General features: G+C 64.6%; 12 protein-coding genes. 8 read left to right on the forward strand and 4 right to left on the reverse strand.

All coding sequences use genetic code 11. The annotated features are described in order from the left end of the window. Positions 1-2: 2 nt before the first annotated feature. The 4 genes from rutC to JQ639_RS14770 are packed head-to-tail and all read left to right on the forward strand — an operon-like array spanning position 3 to position 2,850. Positions 3-389 (forward strand): pyrimidine utilization protein C, encoded by a 387-nt coding sequence (gene rutC, locus JQ639_RS14755; RefSeq protein WP_211966999.1) that lies wholly within the window; start codon positions 3-5, stop codon positions 387-389. 1 nt (position 390) lies between these two features. Further along, positions 391-1,194: an ABC transporter permease gene (locus tag JQ639_RS14760; protein WP_349644710.1), complete on the forward strand. Its 804-nt coding sequence runs from the start codon at positions 391-393 to the stop codon at positions 1,192-1,194. A 43-nt stretch (positions 1,195-1,237) separates the two neighbouring features. Further along, a complete protein-coding gene (gene rutD / locus JQ639_RS14765; protein WP_211966998.1) occupies positions 1,238-2,029 on the forward strand; it encodes a pyrimidine utilization protein D in 792 nt (263 codons plus the stop codon). Then, positions 2,029-2,850, forward strand: coding sequence for an ABC transporter ATP-binding protein (locus JQ639_RS14770; protein ID WP_211966997.1), 822 nt, complete (start codon positions 2,029-2,031; stop codon positions 2,848-2,850). Before rutD ends, JQ639_RS14770 begins: the two co-directional genes overlap by 1 nt. Before the next feature lie 292 nt (positions 2,851-3,142). Here the strand turns inward: JQ639_RS14770 and JQ639_RS14775 are convergent, their stop codons facing one another. After that, positions 3,143-5,380 (reverse strand): NADP-dependent isocitrate dehydrogenase, encoded by a 2,238-nt coding sequence (locus tag JQ639_RS14775; protein WP_211966996.1) that lies wholly within the window; start codon positions 5,378-5,380, stop codon positions 3,143-3,145. A gap of 456 nt (positions 5,381-5,836) precedes the next feature. Between JQ639_RS14775 and ilvA the strand changes: the two genes are divergently transcribed. Together ilvA and JQ639_RS14785 are read left to right on the forward strand one after the other, a co-directional pair. Further along, positions 5,837-7,393 (forward strand): threonine ammonia-lyase, biosynthetic, encoded by a 1,557-nt coding sequence (ilvA, locus tag JQ639_RS14780; RefSeq protein ID WP_211966995.1) that lies wholly within the window; start codon positions 5,837-5,839, stop codon positions 7,391-7,393. 241 nt (positions 7,394-7,634) lie between these two features. Beyond that, positions 7,635-8,447, forward strand: coding sequence for an adenylate/guanylate cyclase domain-containing protein (locus JQ639_RS14785; RefSeq protein WP_211966994.1), 813 nt, complete (start codon positions 7,635-7,637; stop codon positions 8,445-8,447). Between the two features lie 215 nt (positions 8,448-8,662). Here the strand turns inward: JQ639_RS14785 and JQ639_RS14790 are convergent, their stop codons facing one another. Further along, complete coding sequence (locus tag JQ639_RS14790; RefSeq protein ID WP_211966993.1) at positions 8,663-9,559, reverse strand: LysR family transcriptional regulator; 897 nt, start codon at positions 9,557-9,559, stop codon at positions 8,663-8,665. Between the two features lie 247 nt (positions 9,560-9,806). Here JQ639_RS14790 and JQ639_RS14795 point away from each other — a divergent pair, with 247 nt between their 5' ends. Together JQ639_RS14795 and JQ639_RS14800 are read left to right on the forward strand one after the other, a co-directional pair. Further along, positions 9,807-10,541 (forward strand): SDR family NAD(P)-dependent oxidoreductase, encoded by a 735-nt coding sequence (locus tag JQ639_RS14795; RefSeq protein ID WP_211966992.1) that lies wholly within the window; start codon positions 9,807-9,809, stop codon positions 10,539-10,541. A 133-nt stretch (positions 10,542-10,674) separates the two neighbouring features. Then, a complete protein-coding gene (locus JQ639_RS14800) occupies positions 10,675-10,923 on the forward strand; it encodes a hypothetical protein (RefSeq protein WP_211966991.1) in 249 nt (82 codons plus the stop codon). Positions 10,924-11,390: 467 nt separating this feature from the next. On the opposite strand, the gene JQ639_RS14805 is transcribed toward JQ639_RS14800, so the two are convergent. Together JQ639_RS14805 and JQ639_RS14810 are read right to left on the reverse strand one after the other, a co-directional pair. Further along, positions 11,391-14,495, reverse strand: coding sequence for a multidrug efflux RND transporter permease subunit (locus JQ639_RS14805; protein WP_211966990.1), 3,105 nt, complete (start codon positions 14,493-14,495; stop codon positions 11,391-11,393). After that, positions 14,492-15,679, reverse strand: a complete 1,188-nt coding sequence (locus JQ639_RS14810; protein WP_249123197.1) for an efflux RND transporter periplasmic adaptor subunit — start codon at positions 15,677-15,679, stop codon at positions 14,492-14,494. The genes JQ639_RS14805 and JQ639_RS14810 overlap by 4 nt, the downstream gene beginning before the upstream one ends. Positions 15,680-15,695: the final 16 nt, after the last annotated feature.

Here is a 15,695-nt window from a genome sequence, read left to right on the forward strand (position 1 = left end):
CCATGACCGATCGCGCCATCATTCCGCCCGGCACCCATCCGCCGCTCGCGCCGTACTCACCCGGCATGATGGCCGGCGACGCCATCTACGTCTCCGGCACGCTGGCCTTCGACAAGAACAACGACGTCGTCCATGTCGGCGACGCCGCCGCCCAGACCCGCCACATCCTCGAAACCATCAAGAGCGTGCTGGAGACGGCGGGCGCGACGATGGCTGACATCACTTTCAACCAGATCTTCATCACCGACTGGGCGAACTATGGCGCGGTCAACAAGGTCTATGCCGAGTATTTTCCCGGCGAGAAGCCGGCGCGCTACTGCATCCAGTGCGGCCTGGTGAAGCCCGACTGTCTCGTCGAGATCGCTTCAACCGCGCACAAGAGGCGCTGACGTGACCGTGGCCGACGCCGGACAGATCAGCACGGACACAGCCCCGCGACGGCGCGGGCTGCCGCCCTCGCTCCGCATCGCCCTGCTGCAGGTCGGCCTCCTCGTCGCCCTGCTCGCAGCATGGGAGATTGCGATCCGCTTCGAATGGATCGCGGTCTATATCTACGGCCAGCCCAGCGGCATCCTCGCCAGGGCGGCGACGCTGATCGCCAGCGGTGACCTGCTGCGCGATGCCGGCCTCACCGCATGGGAGAGCGTCGCCGGCTTCGCGCTCGGCACGGTGCTCGGCAGCACGGTCGGCCTCGCATTGTGGCTGTCGCCGACCAGCGCGGCGACGCTGCGGCCCTACCTCATCGCGCTCAACGGCCTGCCCAAGATCGCGCTGGCGCCGCTGATCATCGTGTGGTTCGGCATCGGCATCTCCTCCAAGATCGCCATCGCCGCGATCATTACCTTCATCGTCGCTGTGATCACCGCGATGCAGGGCACCAGGGAGGTCGACGCCGATCTCGTCCGCCTGATGCGCTCGCTCGGCGCCGGGCGCTGGAAGACCTGGCGCACGGTCATCATTCCCGGCGCGATGCCGTGGATCGTCGCGGCCTTCCGCCTCAACGTCGGCTTCGCGCTGATCGGCGCGGTGGTCGGCGAGTACATCGCCTCGAAAGAGGGCCTCGGCTACATGATCTACTACGCCGGTGTGCTCTATGACCTCAACGCCGTCTGGGTCGGCATCGCATCGCTGATGATCGTCGCCCTGCTGATGTACGGCGCCATCGACCTGCTCGAACGCTACCTCCGCCGCTGACGACCAGCCGCGCTCCCGACACGACAGAAAAGACGATATCATCATGCCTTTCGCACGCGGCGACGGAGCCGACATCCATTACGAAGTCCATGGTCAGGGAACGGCGATCGTGCTGTCCGCCGGCATGGGCGGCAGCGGCTCCTTCTGGGCACCGCAGATCGCCTCCCTGTCCCACCATCACCGCGTCATCGTCTACGATCACGTCGGCACCGGTCGCAGCGGCCGCAGCGAACGCACCATCGCCGGCATGGCGGACGACATTGCCTGCGTGATGAACCATGCCGGCATCGACCGCGCCCATGTCGTCGGCCATGCCATCGGCGGCATCGTCGGCCTTGAACTGGCGATGCGGCATCCGCGGCTGCTGCGCAGCCTTGTCGTCGTCAACGGCTGGGGCAAGGCCGATCCGTTCCTGCGGCGCTGCTTCGAGATCCGCAAGCAGATCCTCAACCAGTCCGGGCCGCGGGCCTATGTCCGCGCCCAGCCGCTGTTCCTCTATCCGCCGGCCTGGATCTCCGAGAACATCGACCATCTCGAGGCCGAGGAAGAGCGCATCCTCGCGCATTTTCCGCCGGTGCCGACCATGAATCAGCGCATCGACATGTTCCTGGCGTTCGATGCCGGCGACCGGCTCAGCGCCATCGACGTACCGACGCTGCTCGCCTCCGCCCGAGACGACAGTCTCGTGCCGGCCTACCTGTCGTCGCGCCTCGCCGCCGCGATCCCGCATGCGCGGCGCGAGGAGGTCGGCTGGGGCGCTCACGCCTTCACGGCGGTGACGCCGGACGTGTTCAACCGTTCCCTTCTCGATTTCTGCGGAGCCGTGGACAAATGATGACCAATGACATCGCCGGGACCGCGACGATCGCGCGCGCACCGGCTACGGCCCGCAAGGTCGTGCTGCGCGCCGATAATCTCGGCGTCGTGTTCGATGACGGCCACCGACGTGTCGAGGCGATCCGCAAGGTCGACTTCGAACTCTACCAGGGCGAGACGCTGGCGATCGTCGGCCCGTCGGGATGCGGCAAGTCGACATTGTTCAATGCCATCGCCGGCCTGCTGCGGCCCACGCGAGGGCATGTCGAGGCCGCCGGGCGGCGCGTCGACGACGCTACCGGACATGTCGGCTACATGCTGCAGAAAGACCTCCTGCTGCCCTGGCGCACGGTGATCGACAACGTCATCCTCGGGCTCGAGGTGCGCAAGGTGCCGAAGCCGCGCGCCTATGCCATCGCGCAGGAGCTGATCCGCGCCTACGGCCTCGCCGGATTCGAGCACGCCAAGCCCGCCTCGCTGTCGGGCGGCATGCGCCAGCGCGTCGCGATCATGCGCACGCTCGCGTTCGATCCGGAGGTCATCCTGCTCGACGAGCCGTTCTCGGCGCTCGACTTCCAGACCCGCCTGCTGCTGCAGGCCGACGTCTCCCGCATCATCGCCGAGCGCCGCAAGAGCGCGATCCTCGTCACCCACGACATCGGCGAAGCCATCGCGATGGCCGACCGCATCCTGGTGCTCAGCGGCCGCCCCGCCACCGTGCGCGCGCTGCACACCGTCGACCTGCCGCGCGTCGGCCGCGATCCGGTGGCGCTGCGCACCGATCCGGCCTTCCAGGACTATTTTGCGCGAATCTGGGCGGACCTCGAAATGCCATCATAAGGGACGGGTCGCGGGCCGAGGCGGCTGCAGCAGCGCGATCGGCCTGCCCGCGGCAACGCCGTCTTGTCCTGCAGGCTGTGCTGTCGAGCCCGTCTTTGCGACGCAAGATGGAATCGCGGAAAAATGGCGAAAGACCTCGACGCAGATATTGCCGCTCCGAAGATGCACGGGCCCGGCGGAAGGCTTGGACGCGAGATCCATGGCGATGTCGGCCCGGCGGGGTTCGAACCCATGACCGGACCGACCAAAGCGGAATCGCAGGGCGGCGTCTCTGCGGCGCCGCCCGCAGTTGTCAGGCCCCCGCGAGCGCCAGCGCCGCCTTGAAGGTCGGGCTCGGGCGCATCACCGCCGCGCACTTGTCCGGATCGGGCAGATAGTAACCGCCGATATCCGCCGGCTGTCCCTGGACGGCGGCGAGCTCAGCGATGATCTTCTCCTCGTTATGGGCCAAAGCCTCGGCCATCGGCTTGAACTGCGCCTGCAGGTCCGGATCCTCGGTCTGCGCCGCCAGCTCCTGCGCCCAGTACATCGCGAGATAGAACTGGCTGCCGCGGTTGTCGAGTTCGCCCGTGCGCGGCGACGGCGACTTCTTGTTGTCGAGCAGCTTGCCGGTGGCGGCATCGAGCGTCTTCGCAAGCAGCTTGGCCTTGGGGTTGCGCGTCTTCAGGCCGAGATCTTCCAGCGAGACGGCGAGCGCGAGGAATTCGCCGAGCGAATCCCAGCGCAGGTGGTTTTCTTCAACCAGCTGCTGGACGTGCTTGGGCGCCGAACCGCCGGCACCGGTCTCGTACATGCCGCCGCCGGCCATCAGCGGCACGATCGACAGCATCTTGGCCGAGGTGCCCAGCTCCATGATCGGGAACAGGTCAGTGAGATAGTCGCGCAGGATGTTGCCGGTGGCGCTGATGGTATCCTGGCCGCGGATCACGCGCTCCAGCGTGTAGCGCATCGCGCGCACCTGGCTCATGATCTGGATGTCGAGGCCCGTGGTGTCGTGCTCGTGCAGGTACATCTTCACCTTGGTGATGAGCTGCGCCTCGTGCGGACGGTAGGCATCGAGCCAGAACACCACCGGCATGCCGGAATGGCGCGCGCGCGTCACGGCGAGCTTGACCCAGTCGCGGATCGCCGCGTCCTTGACCTGGCACATGCGCCAGATGTCGCCCTGCTCGACATTCTCGCTGAGCAGCACTTCGCCGGTGGCGAGGTCGGTGATGTTGGCAACGCCGTCCTCGGGGATCTCGAACGTCTTGTCGTGCGAGCCGTATTCCTCGGCCTGCTGCGCCATCAGGCCGACATTGGGCACGGTGCCCATGGTTCTGGGATCGAACGCGCCATGCCACTTACAGAAGTTGATCATCTCCTGATAGATGCGGGCGAAGGTGCTCTCCGGCATCACCGCCTTGACGTCCTTGAGCCGGCCGTCGGCACCCCACATCTTGCCGCCATTGCGGATCATCGCCGGCATCGAGGCGTCGACGATGATGTCGTTGGGCGAGTGGAAATTGGTGATGCCCTTCGCCGAATCGACCATCGCCAGTTCAGGCCGGTGCTCGTGACAGGCATGCAGGTCGCGCTTGATCTCGTCCTGCTGGCTCTGCGGCAGGGTGGCGATCTTGTTGTAGAGATCGACCATGCCGTTGTTGACGTTGACGCCGAGCTCATCGAACAGCTGGCCGTGCTTGGCGAAGGCATCGCGGTAGAAGATCCGCACGCAGTGGCCGAACACGATCGGGTGCGATACCTTCATCATCGTCGCCTTGACGTGCAGCGAGAACATCACGCCGGTCTTGTAGGCGTCCTCGATCTGCTGCTCGTAGAAATCGAGCAGCGCCTTCTTGCTCATGAACATCGAGTCGATGATCTCGCGGTCCTGCAGCGCCACCTTCGGCTTGAGCAGGATGGTCTTGCCGCTGGTGGTGATCAGCTCCATCTTGACGTCGCGCGCCTTGTCCAGCGTCATCGACTTCTCGCCATGATAGAAATCGCCATGATGCATGTGCGACACGTGCGAGCGCGACGCCTGGCTCCACTCGGCCATGCTATGCGGGTTCTTGCGCGCGTAGTTCTTCACCGCCAGCGGCGCACGGCGGTCGGAATTGCCCTCGCGCAGCACCGGGTTCACCGCACTGCCGATGCACTTGGCATAGCGCGCCCGGATCGCCTTCTCCTCGTCGGTCTTCGGCGTGTCCGGATAATCCGGCAGCTTGTAGCCCTTGTCCTGCAGCTCCTTGATCGCCGCCTTCAGCTGCGCCACCGAGGCGCTGATGTTGGGAAGCTTGATGATGTTGGTGCCGGGCAGAAGCGTCAGCCGGCCGAGCTCGGCGAGGTTGTCCGGCACCCGCTGCGCCTCGGTCAGGAACTCGGGAAACTCGCCGAGGATGCGGGCCGCCACCGAGATGTCGCTGGTGGTGACCTCGATGCCGGCCGGCGCCGTGAAGGCCTGCACCACGGGCAGGAACGCCGCGGTCGCCAGCGCAGGCGCCTCGTCGGTCAGGGTGTAGATGATGGTCGAGGGCGTCGTGGTCATGCGCTGGATTCCTGAAGTTCGGGCGGGAGGGCGATCGGAGTGATGGCCGGTATCAAGCCGAAAACTGGCACTTCTGACGCCCTTCGGCAATCGATTTATGCCGTTGAAAACGGCCATCCAGACCGGGAATCCGCAACCGCTGCGAAGCGCATCGCGCAAGCAGCGACGACAGGCTTTTCGGCTGTTTCGCCGCACCGGATCTGCTGGCGACACAGGCACGGTCGCCGCTGCACGGGCGTCTCGACCAACCATCCCATCACCGGCGATCGCCGGCGCTGGCGACGCCTTGCGCGCCGCGCATGCTGGTCGCGAGCCGCACTTGAATTCGGTCGCGGCCATGCGATGTTGGGGCTCAGATGCGCGCGCGGCCCCCGGCCGTCCGCCTGCTGCGATCGACGCCGACGATGGGACGGCGCGACCGATCACAAGCTCTTCCCGTCGACGAAAGCCTGTTCGATGACCGCCGCGGCCAACGCCCTTCGAGACTATGCCCAAAGCATCCTGACCGCCCGTGTCTATGACGTCGCGATCGAAACGCCGCTCGAGGCGATGCCCCGCCTGTCGGAGCGGCTGTCGCGGACCGTGCTGCTGAAGCGCGAGGATCTTCAGCCGATCTTCTCGTTCAAGCTGCGCGGCGCCTACAACAAGATCGTCAGGCTGCCCGCGGACCAGCGCACGCGCGGCGTCATCTGCGCATCGGCCGGCAATCATGCGCAGGGCGTGGCGCTTTCGGCGCGCAAGCTCGGCATTCCCGCCACCATTGTCATGCCGCGAACGACGCCGGCGATCAAGGTCGAAGCCGTCCGGCGCCTCGGCGGCGACGTCGTGCTGCATGGCGACGCCTTCGACGACGCCCAGACCAAGGCGCGCGAGATCGAGGCCGCGCGCGGCCTGACCTTCGTGCATCCGTTCGACGATCCCGACGTCATTGCCGGCCAGGGCACCGTCGGGATGGAGATCCTGCGGCAGCATCCCGATCCGATCGAGGCGATCTTCGTGCCGATCGGCGGCGGCGGACTGGCGGCGGGCGTCGCCGCGTTCGTCAAATTCCTCAATCCCGCGATCAGGATCATCGGCGTCGAGCCGGAGGACGCAGCCTCGATGGCGGCGGCGCTGGCGCAGGGCCAGACCGTCGCGCTCGATCAGGTCGGGCTGTTTGCCGACGGCGTCGCGGTCCGCAAGGTTGGCGCTGAGACCTTCCGCCTGTGCCGCGACCTGCTGGACGAGGTCATCACCGTGACCACCGACGCGATGTGCGCGGCCATCAAGGATGTCTTCGACGATGTCCGCTCGGTCGCAGAGCCCTCCGGCGCGCTGGCGCTCGCCGGCCTGAAGGCCTATGCCGAGCGCGGCGCGCCGGGTGGCGGCAGCCTGATCGCGGTCAACAGCGGCGCCAACCTCAATTTCGATCGGCTGCGCACCATCGCCGACCGCGCCGAGGTCGGCGAGCATCGCGAAGCGCTGCTGGCCGTCACCGTGCCGGAGCGGCCGGGCAGCTACCGGCATTTCATTCGCATTCTCGGCGCGCGGGCGATCACCGAGTTCAACTACCGCTTCGCCGACACCTCGGCGCCCGCGCAGCTGTTTGTCGGCATCGCGCTGAGCCGCGGCGAAGCCGAGAAGCGCGAGGTGATGGAGCTGCTGCAGCGCGAGGGCTATCCGATCCTCGACCTGACCGACAACGAGATGGCCAAGGACCATGTCCGCTACATGGTCGGCGGCCGCGCGCCGCTTCTGAGGGACGAACTGATCTATCGCTTCGAATTTCCCGAGCGGCCCGGCGCGCTGCTGACGTTCCTCGAGAGTCTGGCGCCCGACTGGAATATCTCGCTCTTCCACTACCGCAATCACGGCGCCGACTATGGCCGCATCCTGGCCGGCATCGAGGTCAAGCCGGAGGAGCGGGCGCAGTTCGTTCAAGCGCTGGATGCGCTCGGCTATCCCTACTGGAACGAGAGCGAGAATCCGGCCTATCGGCTGTTCCTGTCCGCGGAGCAAATGCAAAGCGGCTGACACGGCGAGTGACGACATCACCTGGCAAGACCGCGCCCATTTGGCGGCGGCCCCGACAAACAAAACGCAGCGACGGCGCCTCGGCCGCGGTTGGGAAGCCGACATGACCTTGCCCGGGCGGCCCGTCGAACGGCGTCCGAACATTGTCTGCGCCATCCGAGACCGTTGCCAACACAAGATCGGATGACTACGCTTTGGCCTCAGCCCGCTCGAACGGCTTTTTCAATCGGCCCCACGTTTCATGCCCAAATTCCTTCGCATCGGCATCCATCAGTCGAACGTCTCCGGCTACACCTCGAAGGCCTGGTGTGTGCGGCGAGTCGGCACGGCGGTCTTCCTGAAGTGGGGCGCGGTCGAGGTCCATGGCGCCGGCGCCGGGCGCAAGGTGTTCTGGACGCTGCCGCCGCGGGAGAAGACGGTTCGCTGCGGCACGGCGCAGCGCGCGATGGACTATACCAAGGCCGCAATCGCGCGGCGCCGCAGCCATCGCTATGAGCCGCTGACCGGACCGATCGTCAGTCAGCGCCGCGCCGCCAGGCGTGACGCCGACGTCAAGCAGGCCCTCGCTACCATCCTCATCGTCGACATCGTCCGCTCCACCGAAAAGGCCGCCCGCCTCGGCGATGCCCGCTGGACCAAGGTGATGGGCCACTACTACGCCGCCGTCCGCAAGGAGCTGAAGAGCTCGCGTGGCAAGGAAGTCGTGACCACGGGCGACGGCTTGCTCGCGACCTTCAAGGCCCCGGCCGCGGGCGTGCGCTGCGCGAGTGCGATCCGCGAGGCCGTGCGCACGCTCGGCCTCGATATCCGGGTGGGCCTGCATGCCGGCGAGTACAAGGTGAGCGGCGGCGAGGTCGTCGGCCTCGCCTTTCACATCGGCGCCCGCGTCGCCGCCAAGGCGCGCGCCGGCGAAGTGCTGGTGTCGAGCGCCGTCCGGGATCTGATGTCGCAATCCGACATCCGCTTCAAGGACCGCGGCGTTCACCAGCTCAAGGGCGTGCCGCAGAAGTGGCGGTTGTATCGGGTTGAGCATGAGGCGGCCGGCAAGAACTGACACTGGCCCGTGCGCGTGGTGCGCTCGGCTGGTTTCAGGGCATCGGCTCTCACTGCCGTGATGTCATGCCCATATTGGAGAGCGCTGCCTATTTCATCCAGGCCTTGTAAGAATCGGTGAGCCAAAACGCCTTGCCGTCCTTTTCGCATGCCGGAGGTCGGGGATATGCGCTTGCCCTTGTCCCCTTCAACGCCTCGCCGGTGAGCCGTCGGGCGTCATTCACGCGATGTGGACAGACCGGCGAGAAGTGGAGCGTAGGCGGCAAGCCTTTTGGATGCGAACTCTGTGAACAGCCGCACGCGTTTCGTCTTGCGCGTCTCTCCTTGCGTCAGAAGCCAAAGCCTGCCGTACAGGTGTGGATCGGTGCCCGGCACCCTCGTCAATAACGGGTCGGCGTCTCCGACGAAGCATGGCAGCCTCGTCATCCCGATCCCTTGTTGTGCCGCTGCGATCTGAGCACCGGCGTCCGGGGTCTTGAACGGAGCTTCGGTGGAGCTGACCTTCCCCTTGCGAGCCCAAACGGGGATTTCTTCGTCGTCGACGACGATCCACCGAAGCGGGTCTGTCGCGCCCTTTCGCCACGCGGCCAGTCGATCGCGGGACATATAGACGCCGCCGTACATCTCCGGACCCTTGAGGCCGTGAAGATTGAGCGCCAGGTTCTTGCGGTCGCCGACGTTGCGGACTGCGACGTCGGCTTCCCTGTTGGTGAGGTTGGCCACCTCGCCGGTCGAAAGGACTTCAATCTCGATGTCGGGATGCAGGCGCGCGAACTCGGCAAAGTCCGGCATCAGAAGGTGCGTCGCGAGGAACGGTGGAAGCGTCACTCGTAACAGACCGCGCACGCCTTGGTCTCGGCCAAAGACGCGGGTCTCAAGCTGTTGCGACGACGCCTTCATCTGGTCGGCGAACTCGAGAACATCCTCGCCCGCATCCGTCAGGCGGTAGCCCGACGGCAGCTTTTCGAACATCTGCGCGCCGAGGCGTTCCTCCAGTTGCGCGACGCGCCTGATCACGGTCGAATGGTTGACCCCGAGTTGTTCGGCGGCCGCCCGGACCGAACCGCCGCGCGCGACGGCGAGAAAATAGCGAACGTCGTCCCAGTCGATCATGGTGCCATCCATGCACCACAAGGGTGCGCATTTCGAGGCCGTATCCCGCACAACACGCCACCATATAAGCAGCAATTTCAGATTAAAATGCCCATGACGGTAACGACGCACGTCGATCAGCCTCAACCACCGAACCGGATGATATACGCACCACCGATGTGCGTTTTTCTGGACTGACCTCCGGACAGTTGCAGGCCTAGGTCGGGTCCATCGGGAATGTCCCCGGACGATTTCGAAGGACAAGATCATGGGTAAGCTTGAAGGTAAGGTTGCGGTCATTACGGGCGGATCGAGCGGCATGGCGCTGGAGAGCGCCAAGCGGTTCGTCGAAGAAGGCGCGTACGTCTTCATCACGGGCCGGAGGCAGGAGAAGCTTGACGAGGCCGTCAAGCTGATCGGCCGCAACGTGACCGGCGTGCGCGGCGACGCGGCCGATCTCGACGATCTCGACCGCCTGTTTGAAACCGTTAAGCGGGAGAAGGGAAAGATTGACGTTCTATATGCGAGCGCCGGCATCGGCGATGCCGCCCCCTTGGGCCAGATCACTGAGCAGCTTTTCGACTCGACCTTCGGCTTGAATGCACGCGGCACCCTGTTCACGGTCCAGAAGGCGCTGCCGCTGCTCAAGGATGGGGGCTCGATCTTCATGACCGGCTCGGTCGCCTCGCTCAAGGGTTTTCCCGGCTACAGCGTCTATGCGGCGAGCAAGGCGACGCTGCATGCGTTCGCCCGCGGGTGGCTCAACGAATTGAAGGACCGCAATATCCGGGTGAACGTGCTGCACCCGGGGCCGATCGCCACGCCAATGCAAGACCAGGTCCTCACTCCGGAGGCGAAGAAGATGTTCGAATCCCTGATCCCGCGGGGCAAGATGGGGCGTCCCGAGGAGATCGCTGCGGTCGCGGTTTTCCTGGCTTCCGACGATTCCAGCTTCGTGAACGGGTTGGAGCTGTCCGTCGACGGCGGCTTTTCGGCCATCTGAAATCGCTGGATCCCGGCTCCCGCGCATCGTCGTCGCGCGGGCGCCGGGACTGGATTGCGGCCCGTGTCCGGCTTCGACGACGTGGACCACGCCGATCCACCTTCATCAACCGAGAAACAAGAGAGATGCGTCAATGAGCATCGAACGGAGTTCTGCGGGGGTATCTGAAGTCTTCAGTTCAAAAGGACCCGCTTCCCAACGTGGGTGGCGCCAAGTCGAGGCGCGCCGATCTGGTTCTAACGCCAAGTGGCCGCAGCTGAAGACGCTCATTTTCCTCGTGTACAACTCCGGCGATCTGCGGGATTCCGATGAACTCGACAAGCTCGGAGTCATGCAGGAAGTCGCTGGGCTCCGCTTCAAAGTCGAAGTCGTGCTGGCGTAAGGCTTATTTGAAGTCTCGCTAAGCCAAAAAAGACTCCCTCGGCTGCTTCGCGTTTCGCGATGGGCGCCAGAAAAAATCAGGCGAGATATCTAAGTGGTGTCAGCGATCTATGGAATCGAGTCACTCTTAAGGACGGAAAGCGAGTCGGTCGGCAACCGAGTCACTTTTAGAGCATCCCCACTCGCCTGAGGTACTTGGTGGGCCCGGCAGGACTCGAATCTGCAACCGGACCGTTATGAGCGAGGCTATAGGCTTACGCGATCGAGATAAATCAGAGAGTTAGCTTCCCTTCTGGTGCGTTTAGAGCCACTCGATACCGCTATTTCGTTGGTGAAACATTGGTCGGAGGGGCGACCATGCCCTTCCGGGAGCTCTGACCCCACGCCTCCCGAATGTAGCCACGGCGAACTGCTCTCCGTCCCCCATAGGAATGTAGTCGGATCGACCTCCTCGAAATCGCCGCGCAACTACTCGACGACAGCCTCGCGAGCGACATTTCCTCCACGCGCTCGACGAAGCCAATGTCCCAGACGATCGAGATAAATATAGACGACCGGCGTCGTGAACAGTGTCAGTAGTTGCGAGACCAGGAGACCCCCTACCATAGCGAACCCCAGTGGCTGGCGCAGCTCGGAGCCAGTGCCGGTGCCGATCATCAGCGGCACGCCGGCGAGCACCGCGCACATCGTCGTCATGAGGATCGGACGGAATCGGATTCGGCACGCCTCGAACACCGACTGCTCGGCGTCGAGGCCGCGATGGCGCTCGGCCTCCAGCGCGAAATCGATCAGCATGATGCCGTTCTTCTGCACAATACCGATCAGAAGAACGATACCGATCAGCCCGATCACGTCGAGACCGAAGCCGAACGCCATCAGCGTCAGCAGCGCGCCGATGCCCGCCGAAGGTAGCGTCGAGAGAATGGTGATCGGGTGGATGATGCTTTCATAGAGCATGCCGAGGATCAGATAGACGGCGACCAGCGCCGCGACGATCAGGATCGGCGTGCTGCTCAGCGACGCCTGGAACGCCTGCGCGTTGCCCTGGAAGCTCGCGACCACCGTGCCCGGCATCTGCAGGTCCGCGGTCGCCCTCTGGATCGCGGCCACCGCCGTGCCGACCGCGGTGCCCGGCGCCAGGTTGAAGCTCAAGGTGACCGATGGAAACTGACTCTGGTGGTTGACGGCCAGCGGCGCGGTGCCGGTTTCGACCTTGGTGAATTGCCCGAGCGGCACCATTGTTCCATTCGCCGAGCGGACATAGATGCGGTTCAAGGCAAACGGCCCAAGCTGAAACGATGGATCGACCTCCAGGATGACGTAATAGCTGTTCAGCGTCGTGAACAATTGGGCCACGTGGCGCTGGCCAAATGCGTCATAGAGCGTGTTGTCCACGGTCGCCGGGTCGATGCCGAGCCGTGATGCCGCATCGCGATCGATCTGCAGCTTGAGCTGGCGCCCCGCATTGGCTTGGTCGGTAGCGACGTCCGCGAGCTGCGGCAACGTCTTCAGCTTGGCGTAGAGCTTCGAAGCCCACTGGTTGAGCTCGTCCTGGTTCACGTCGGTGAGCGTATACTGGTACTGCGTCTTGGACAGCCGGCTCGCCAGGTTAATGTCCTGCGTCGCCTGCATGAAAACCGAAATCCCCTGCAGCTTCTGCAGATTCTCGTCCAGCCGGCGGATCACCCGATCGGCGTTGAGATCACGCTGGTCGCGCGGCTTCAGCAGGACGAACAGACGACCATTGTTTTCGGTGACGGTCGGACCGCCCGGTCCGATGTACCCGGTGGCATTGGCGACGGCCGGATCCTTCGCGACGATGTCGATGACAGCACGCTGCAGGCTGGCCATCTGTGCCGGTGACACGTCTGAGGCCGCCTCGGTGATGCCGGTGATCATACCGGTATCCTGCTGCGGGAAGAAGCCTTTCGGGATCATCACGAACAGCGCAACCGTGATAGCGATGCTGCCGAGCATGACACCGAGCGTCGCCAGCCTGAAGCGCAGCGCCAGGTGCAGCACAGCCTCGTAGCCAGCCTGCAGCGCCAGAAAGCAACGCTCCAGCAGATGGGACAACCGCCCCGCCTCTCCGTGGTCCGGTGACAGCAGCGTGGCGCACATCATCGGCGTCAGGGTCAGCGACACGATGACGGAGACCACAATCGCGGCGCAGACCGTCACCGCGAACTCCTGGAACATGCGGCCGACGACACCTCCCATCAGCAGCAGCGGGATGAACACCGCGACCAGGGACACCGAAATCGAGAGAATAGTAAAGCCGATCTCACCCGCCCCCTTCAGCGCGGCATCGAGCGGCGAAAGTCCCTCCTCAATGTGGCGGGAGATGTTCTCGATCATCACGATGGCATCGTCGACGACGAAGCCGACCGCGATCGACAGCCCCATCAGCGACAGGTTGTCGAGGCTGTAGCCGAGCAGATGCATCACGCCGAACGTACCGATCAGCGAGATCGGAACGGAAATTCCGGGAATGATCGTCGCCCAGAACTTGCGCAAGAACAGAAAGATCACGCCGACAACGAGCGCAATGGTCAGAAGCAGCGTGAACTGGACATCGCTGACGCTGGCGCGGATGGTCTGCGTGCGATCCGAGGCGATCTCCACCTTGATGTCGGACGGCAGGCTCTTCTCCAACTGCGGTAGCACGGCCTTGATGCGATCAACAGTGTCGATCACGTTGGCGCCGGGCTGGCGCTGGATCGCAAGTACGACCGCCGGCTTGTTGTTGAACCAGCCATGCAACGTGATGTCTTCAGCCCCGGCGACCGCCTGGCCGATGTCGCGCAAGCGCACCGGCGCGCCATTGCGGTAGGCGATGATCAGATTGTCGTATTCGTTAGCGGCGAGCACCTGATCGTTGGTGGCGAGCGTATAGGCTTGCTGCGCACCATAGAGCACTCCCTTCGGCTGATCGACGGTCGCGGCAGCCAGCGCTGTGCGCAGCTGCTCGAGGTCGAGATTGGCCGCTGCGAGCTTGGCTGGATTGACCTGGACGCGGACGGCTGGCTTCTGGGCGCCCCCAATCGAGACCAGCGACACGCCCGGGACCTGCGACAGCTTCTGGGCCAGGATGCTGTCGGCGTAGTCGTCCACCTTGGTCAGCGGCTCGGTGTCGGACATCAGTGCAATCAGCAGCACTGGCACGTCCGCTGGATTCAACTTGCGGTAGGTCGGCGGCGACGGCATGGTCTTCGGTAGTTGGCCTGACGCGGCGTTGATGGCGGTCTGCACATCCTGCGCAGCCGCATCAACGCTCCGGCTTGGCGCGAACTGCAGCGTGATCTGGGTGTTGCCGAGACCACTGCTGGAACTCATCTGGGTGAGCCCTGCGATCTGCCCGAACTGCCGCTCCAGCGGGGTCGCCACCGACGAGCCCATGGTCTGCGGATCGGCGCCTGGCAGCTGCGCAGTGACCTGAATGGTGGGCGTATCGACGGTCGGCAATGCCGAGACCGGCAATTGCCGATAAGCGAGCAGACCGAGCAGCGTGATGCCGATCGTCAGAAGCGCCGTTGCGATCGGCTTGCGGATGAAGCCTGCGGAGATGTTCATGGCAGCATTCCCGAACTGGCGGTGGACGCGTTCTGAACCTGGCTCGCCGCGGCGCCTCGGGCGATCTCGACCCGGGCACCTTCGAACAAACGATACTGTCCGGCGAGCACGACGGTATCTGTCGCGGCGATCCCGGACTCAATCATCGCCTGGCCGTCGCGTGACTGACCGATGGTGACCGGCTTCGCGGTGACCGTTTCGCCCGTGTTGCTGAACTTGATCACATAGACGTAGGGCCCGTTCGGCCCCTGCTGCACCGCTTGCAGCGGCACCGTCAGAGCGTTGTGCCGTACGGCGATCACGAGGTGGATGTTGACAAAGGCACCCGGCCACAGCGTGTTCTGGGCGTTGGGAAATGTCGCCTTCAGCTTCACGGTGCCGGTCGACGGATCGACCTGATTATCGACGAGCATCAGCCGGCCCTGGTCGAGCTTGACCTTGTTGGCGGCGTCATAGGCCTCGACATTTGCCTCGCCCTTTGCCAACCCCTGCTGCACTCGCGGGATATCCGCCGACGGCAGGGTGAAGATCACCGAGATTGGTTGCATCTGGGTCAGGACGACAAGTCCCTCGGCATCGGTCGGATGTACGATGTTGCCAGGGTCGATCTTGCGAATTCCGGTCACGCCGTCGAACGGCGCGGTAATCGACGTGAAGCCGAGCTGCACATGCGCGCCCTCCAGCGCGGCTTCGTCGAGCTTGACGGTGTTCTCGAGCTGACCGACCTGCGCTTTTTGGGTATCGACCTGCTGCGGCGTGGCGAAGCCGCGCGCGAGCAGGGGCTCGACACGGCCGAGGTCAGCTTGCGCATTGGCAAGCAACGCCTTGTCGCGGCCGAGTGCGGCCTTCGCCTGGTCGACCTGCGCTTGATAGACGCGAGGATCGATCTGCGCCAGCAACTGCCCCCGCTTGACGGGCTGCCCCTCGACGAAATCGACCGTGTCGAGGGTACCCTGCACCTGGGTATGCAGAGTCGCATTGTTGAGCGCCTGCACGGTGCCGAGCCCTTCCAGCACGATCGGCACGTCATGCTGCTGCACTTTCGCGGCCGTGACCGGCACAGGCGGACCTGATGGTGGCACGGTCTCCTTCGAGATGACCTGTTCGTCGGGATTGACCTGCGGCGCAGCCGCCATCCCCACCGTGGCAGGCTCCCGATGTTGATGACGGTAGACCGCAACCATGCCTCCGGCGAGGTTG

It is taken from the genome of Bradyrhizobium sp. U87765 SZCCT0048 (assembly GCF_018131225.1).
Classification (GTDB): domain Bacteria; phylum Pseudomonadota; class Alphaproteobacteria; order Rhizobiales; family Xanthobacteraceae; genus Bradyrhizobium_A.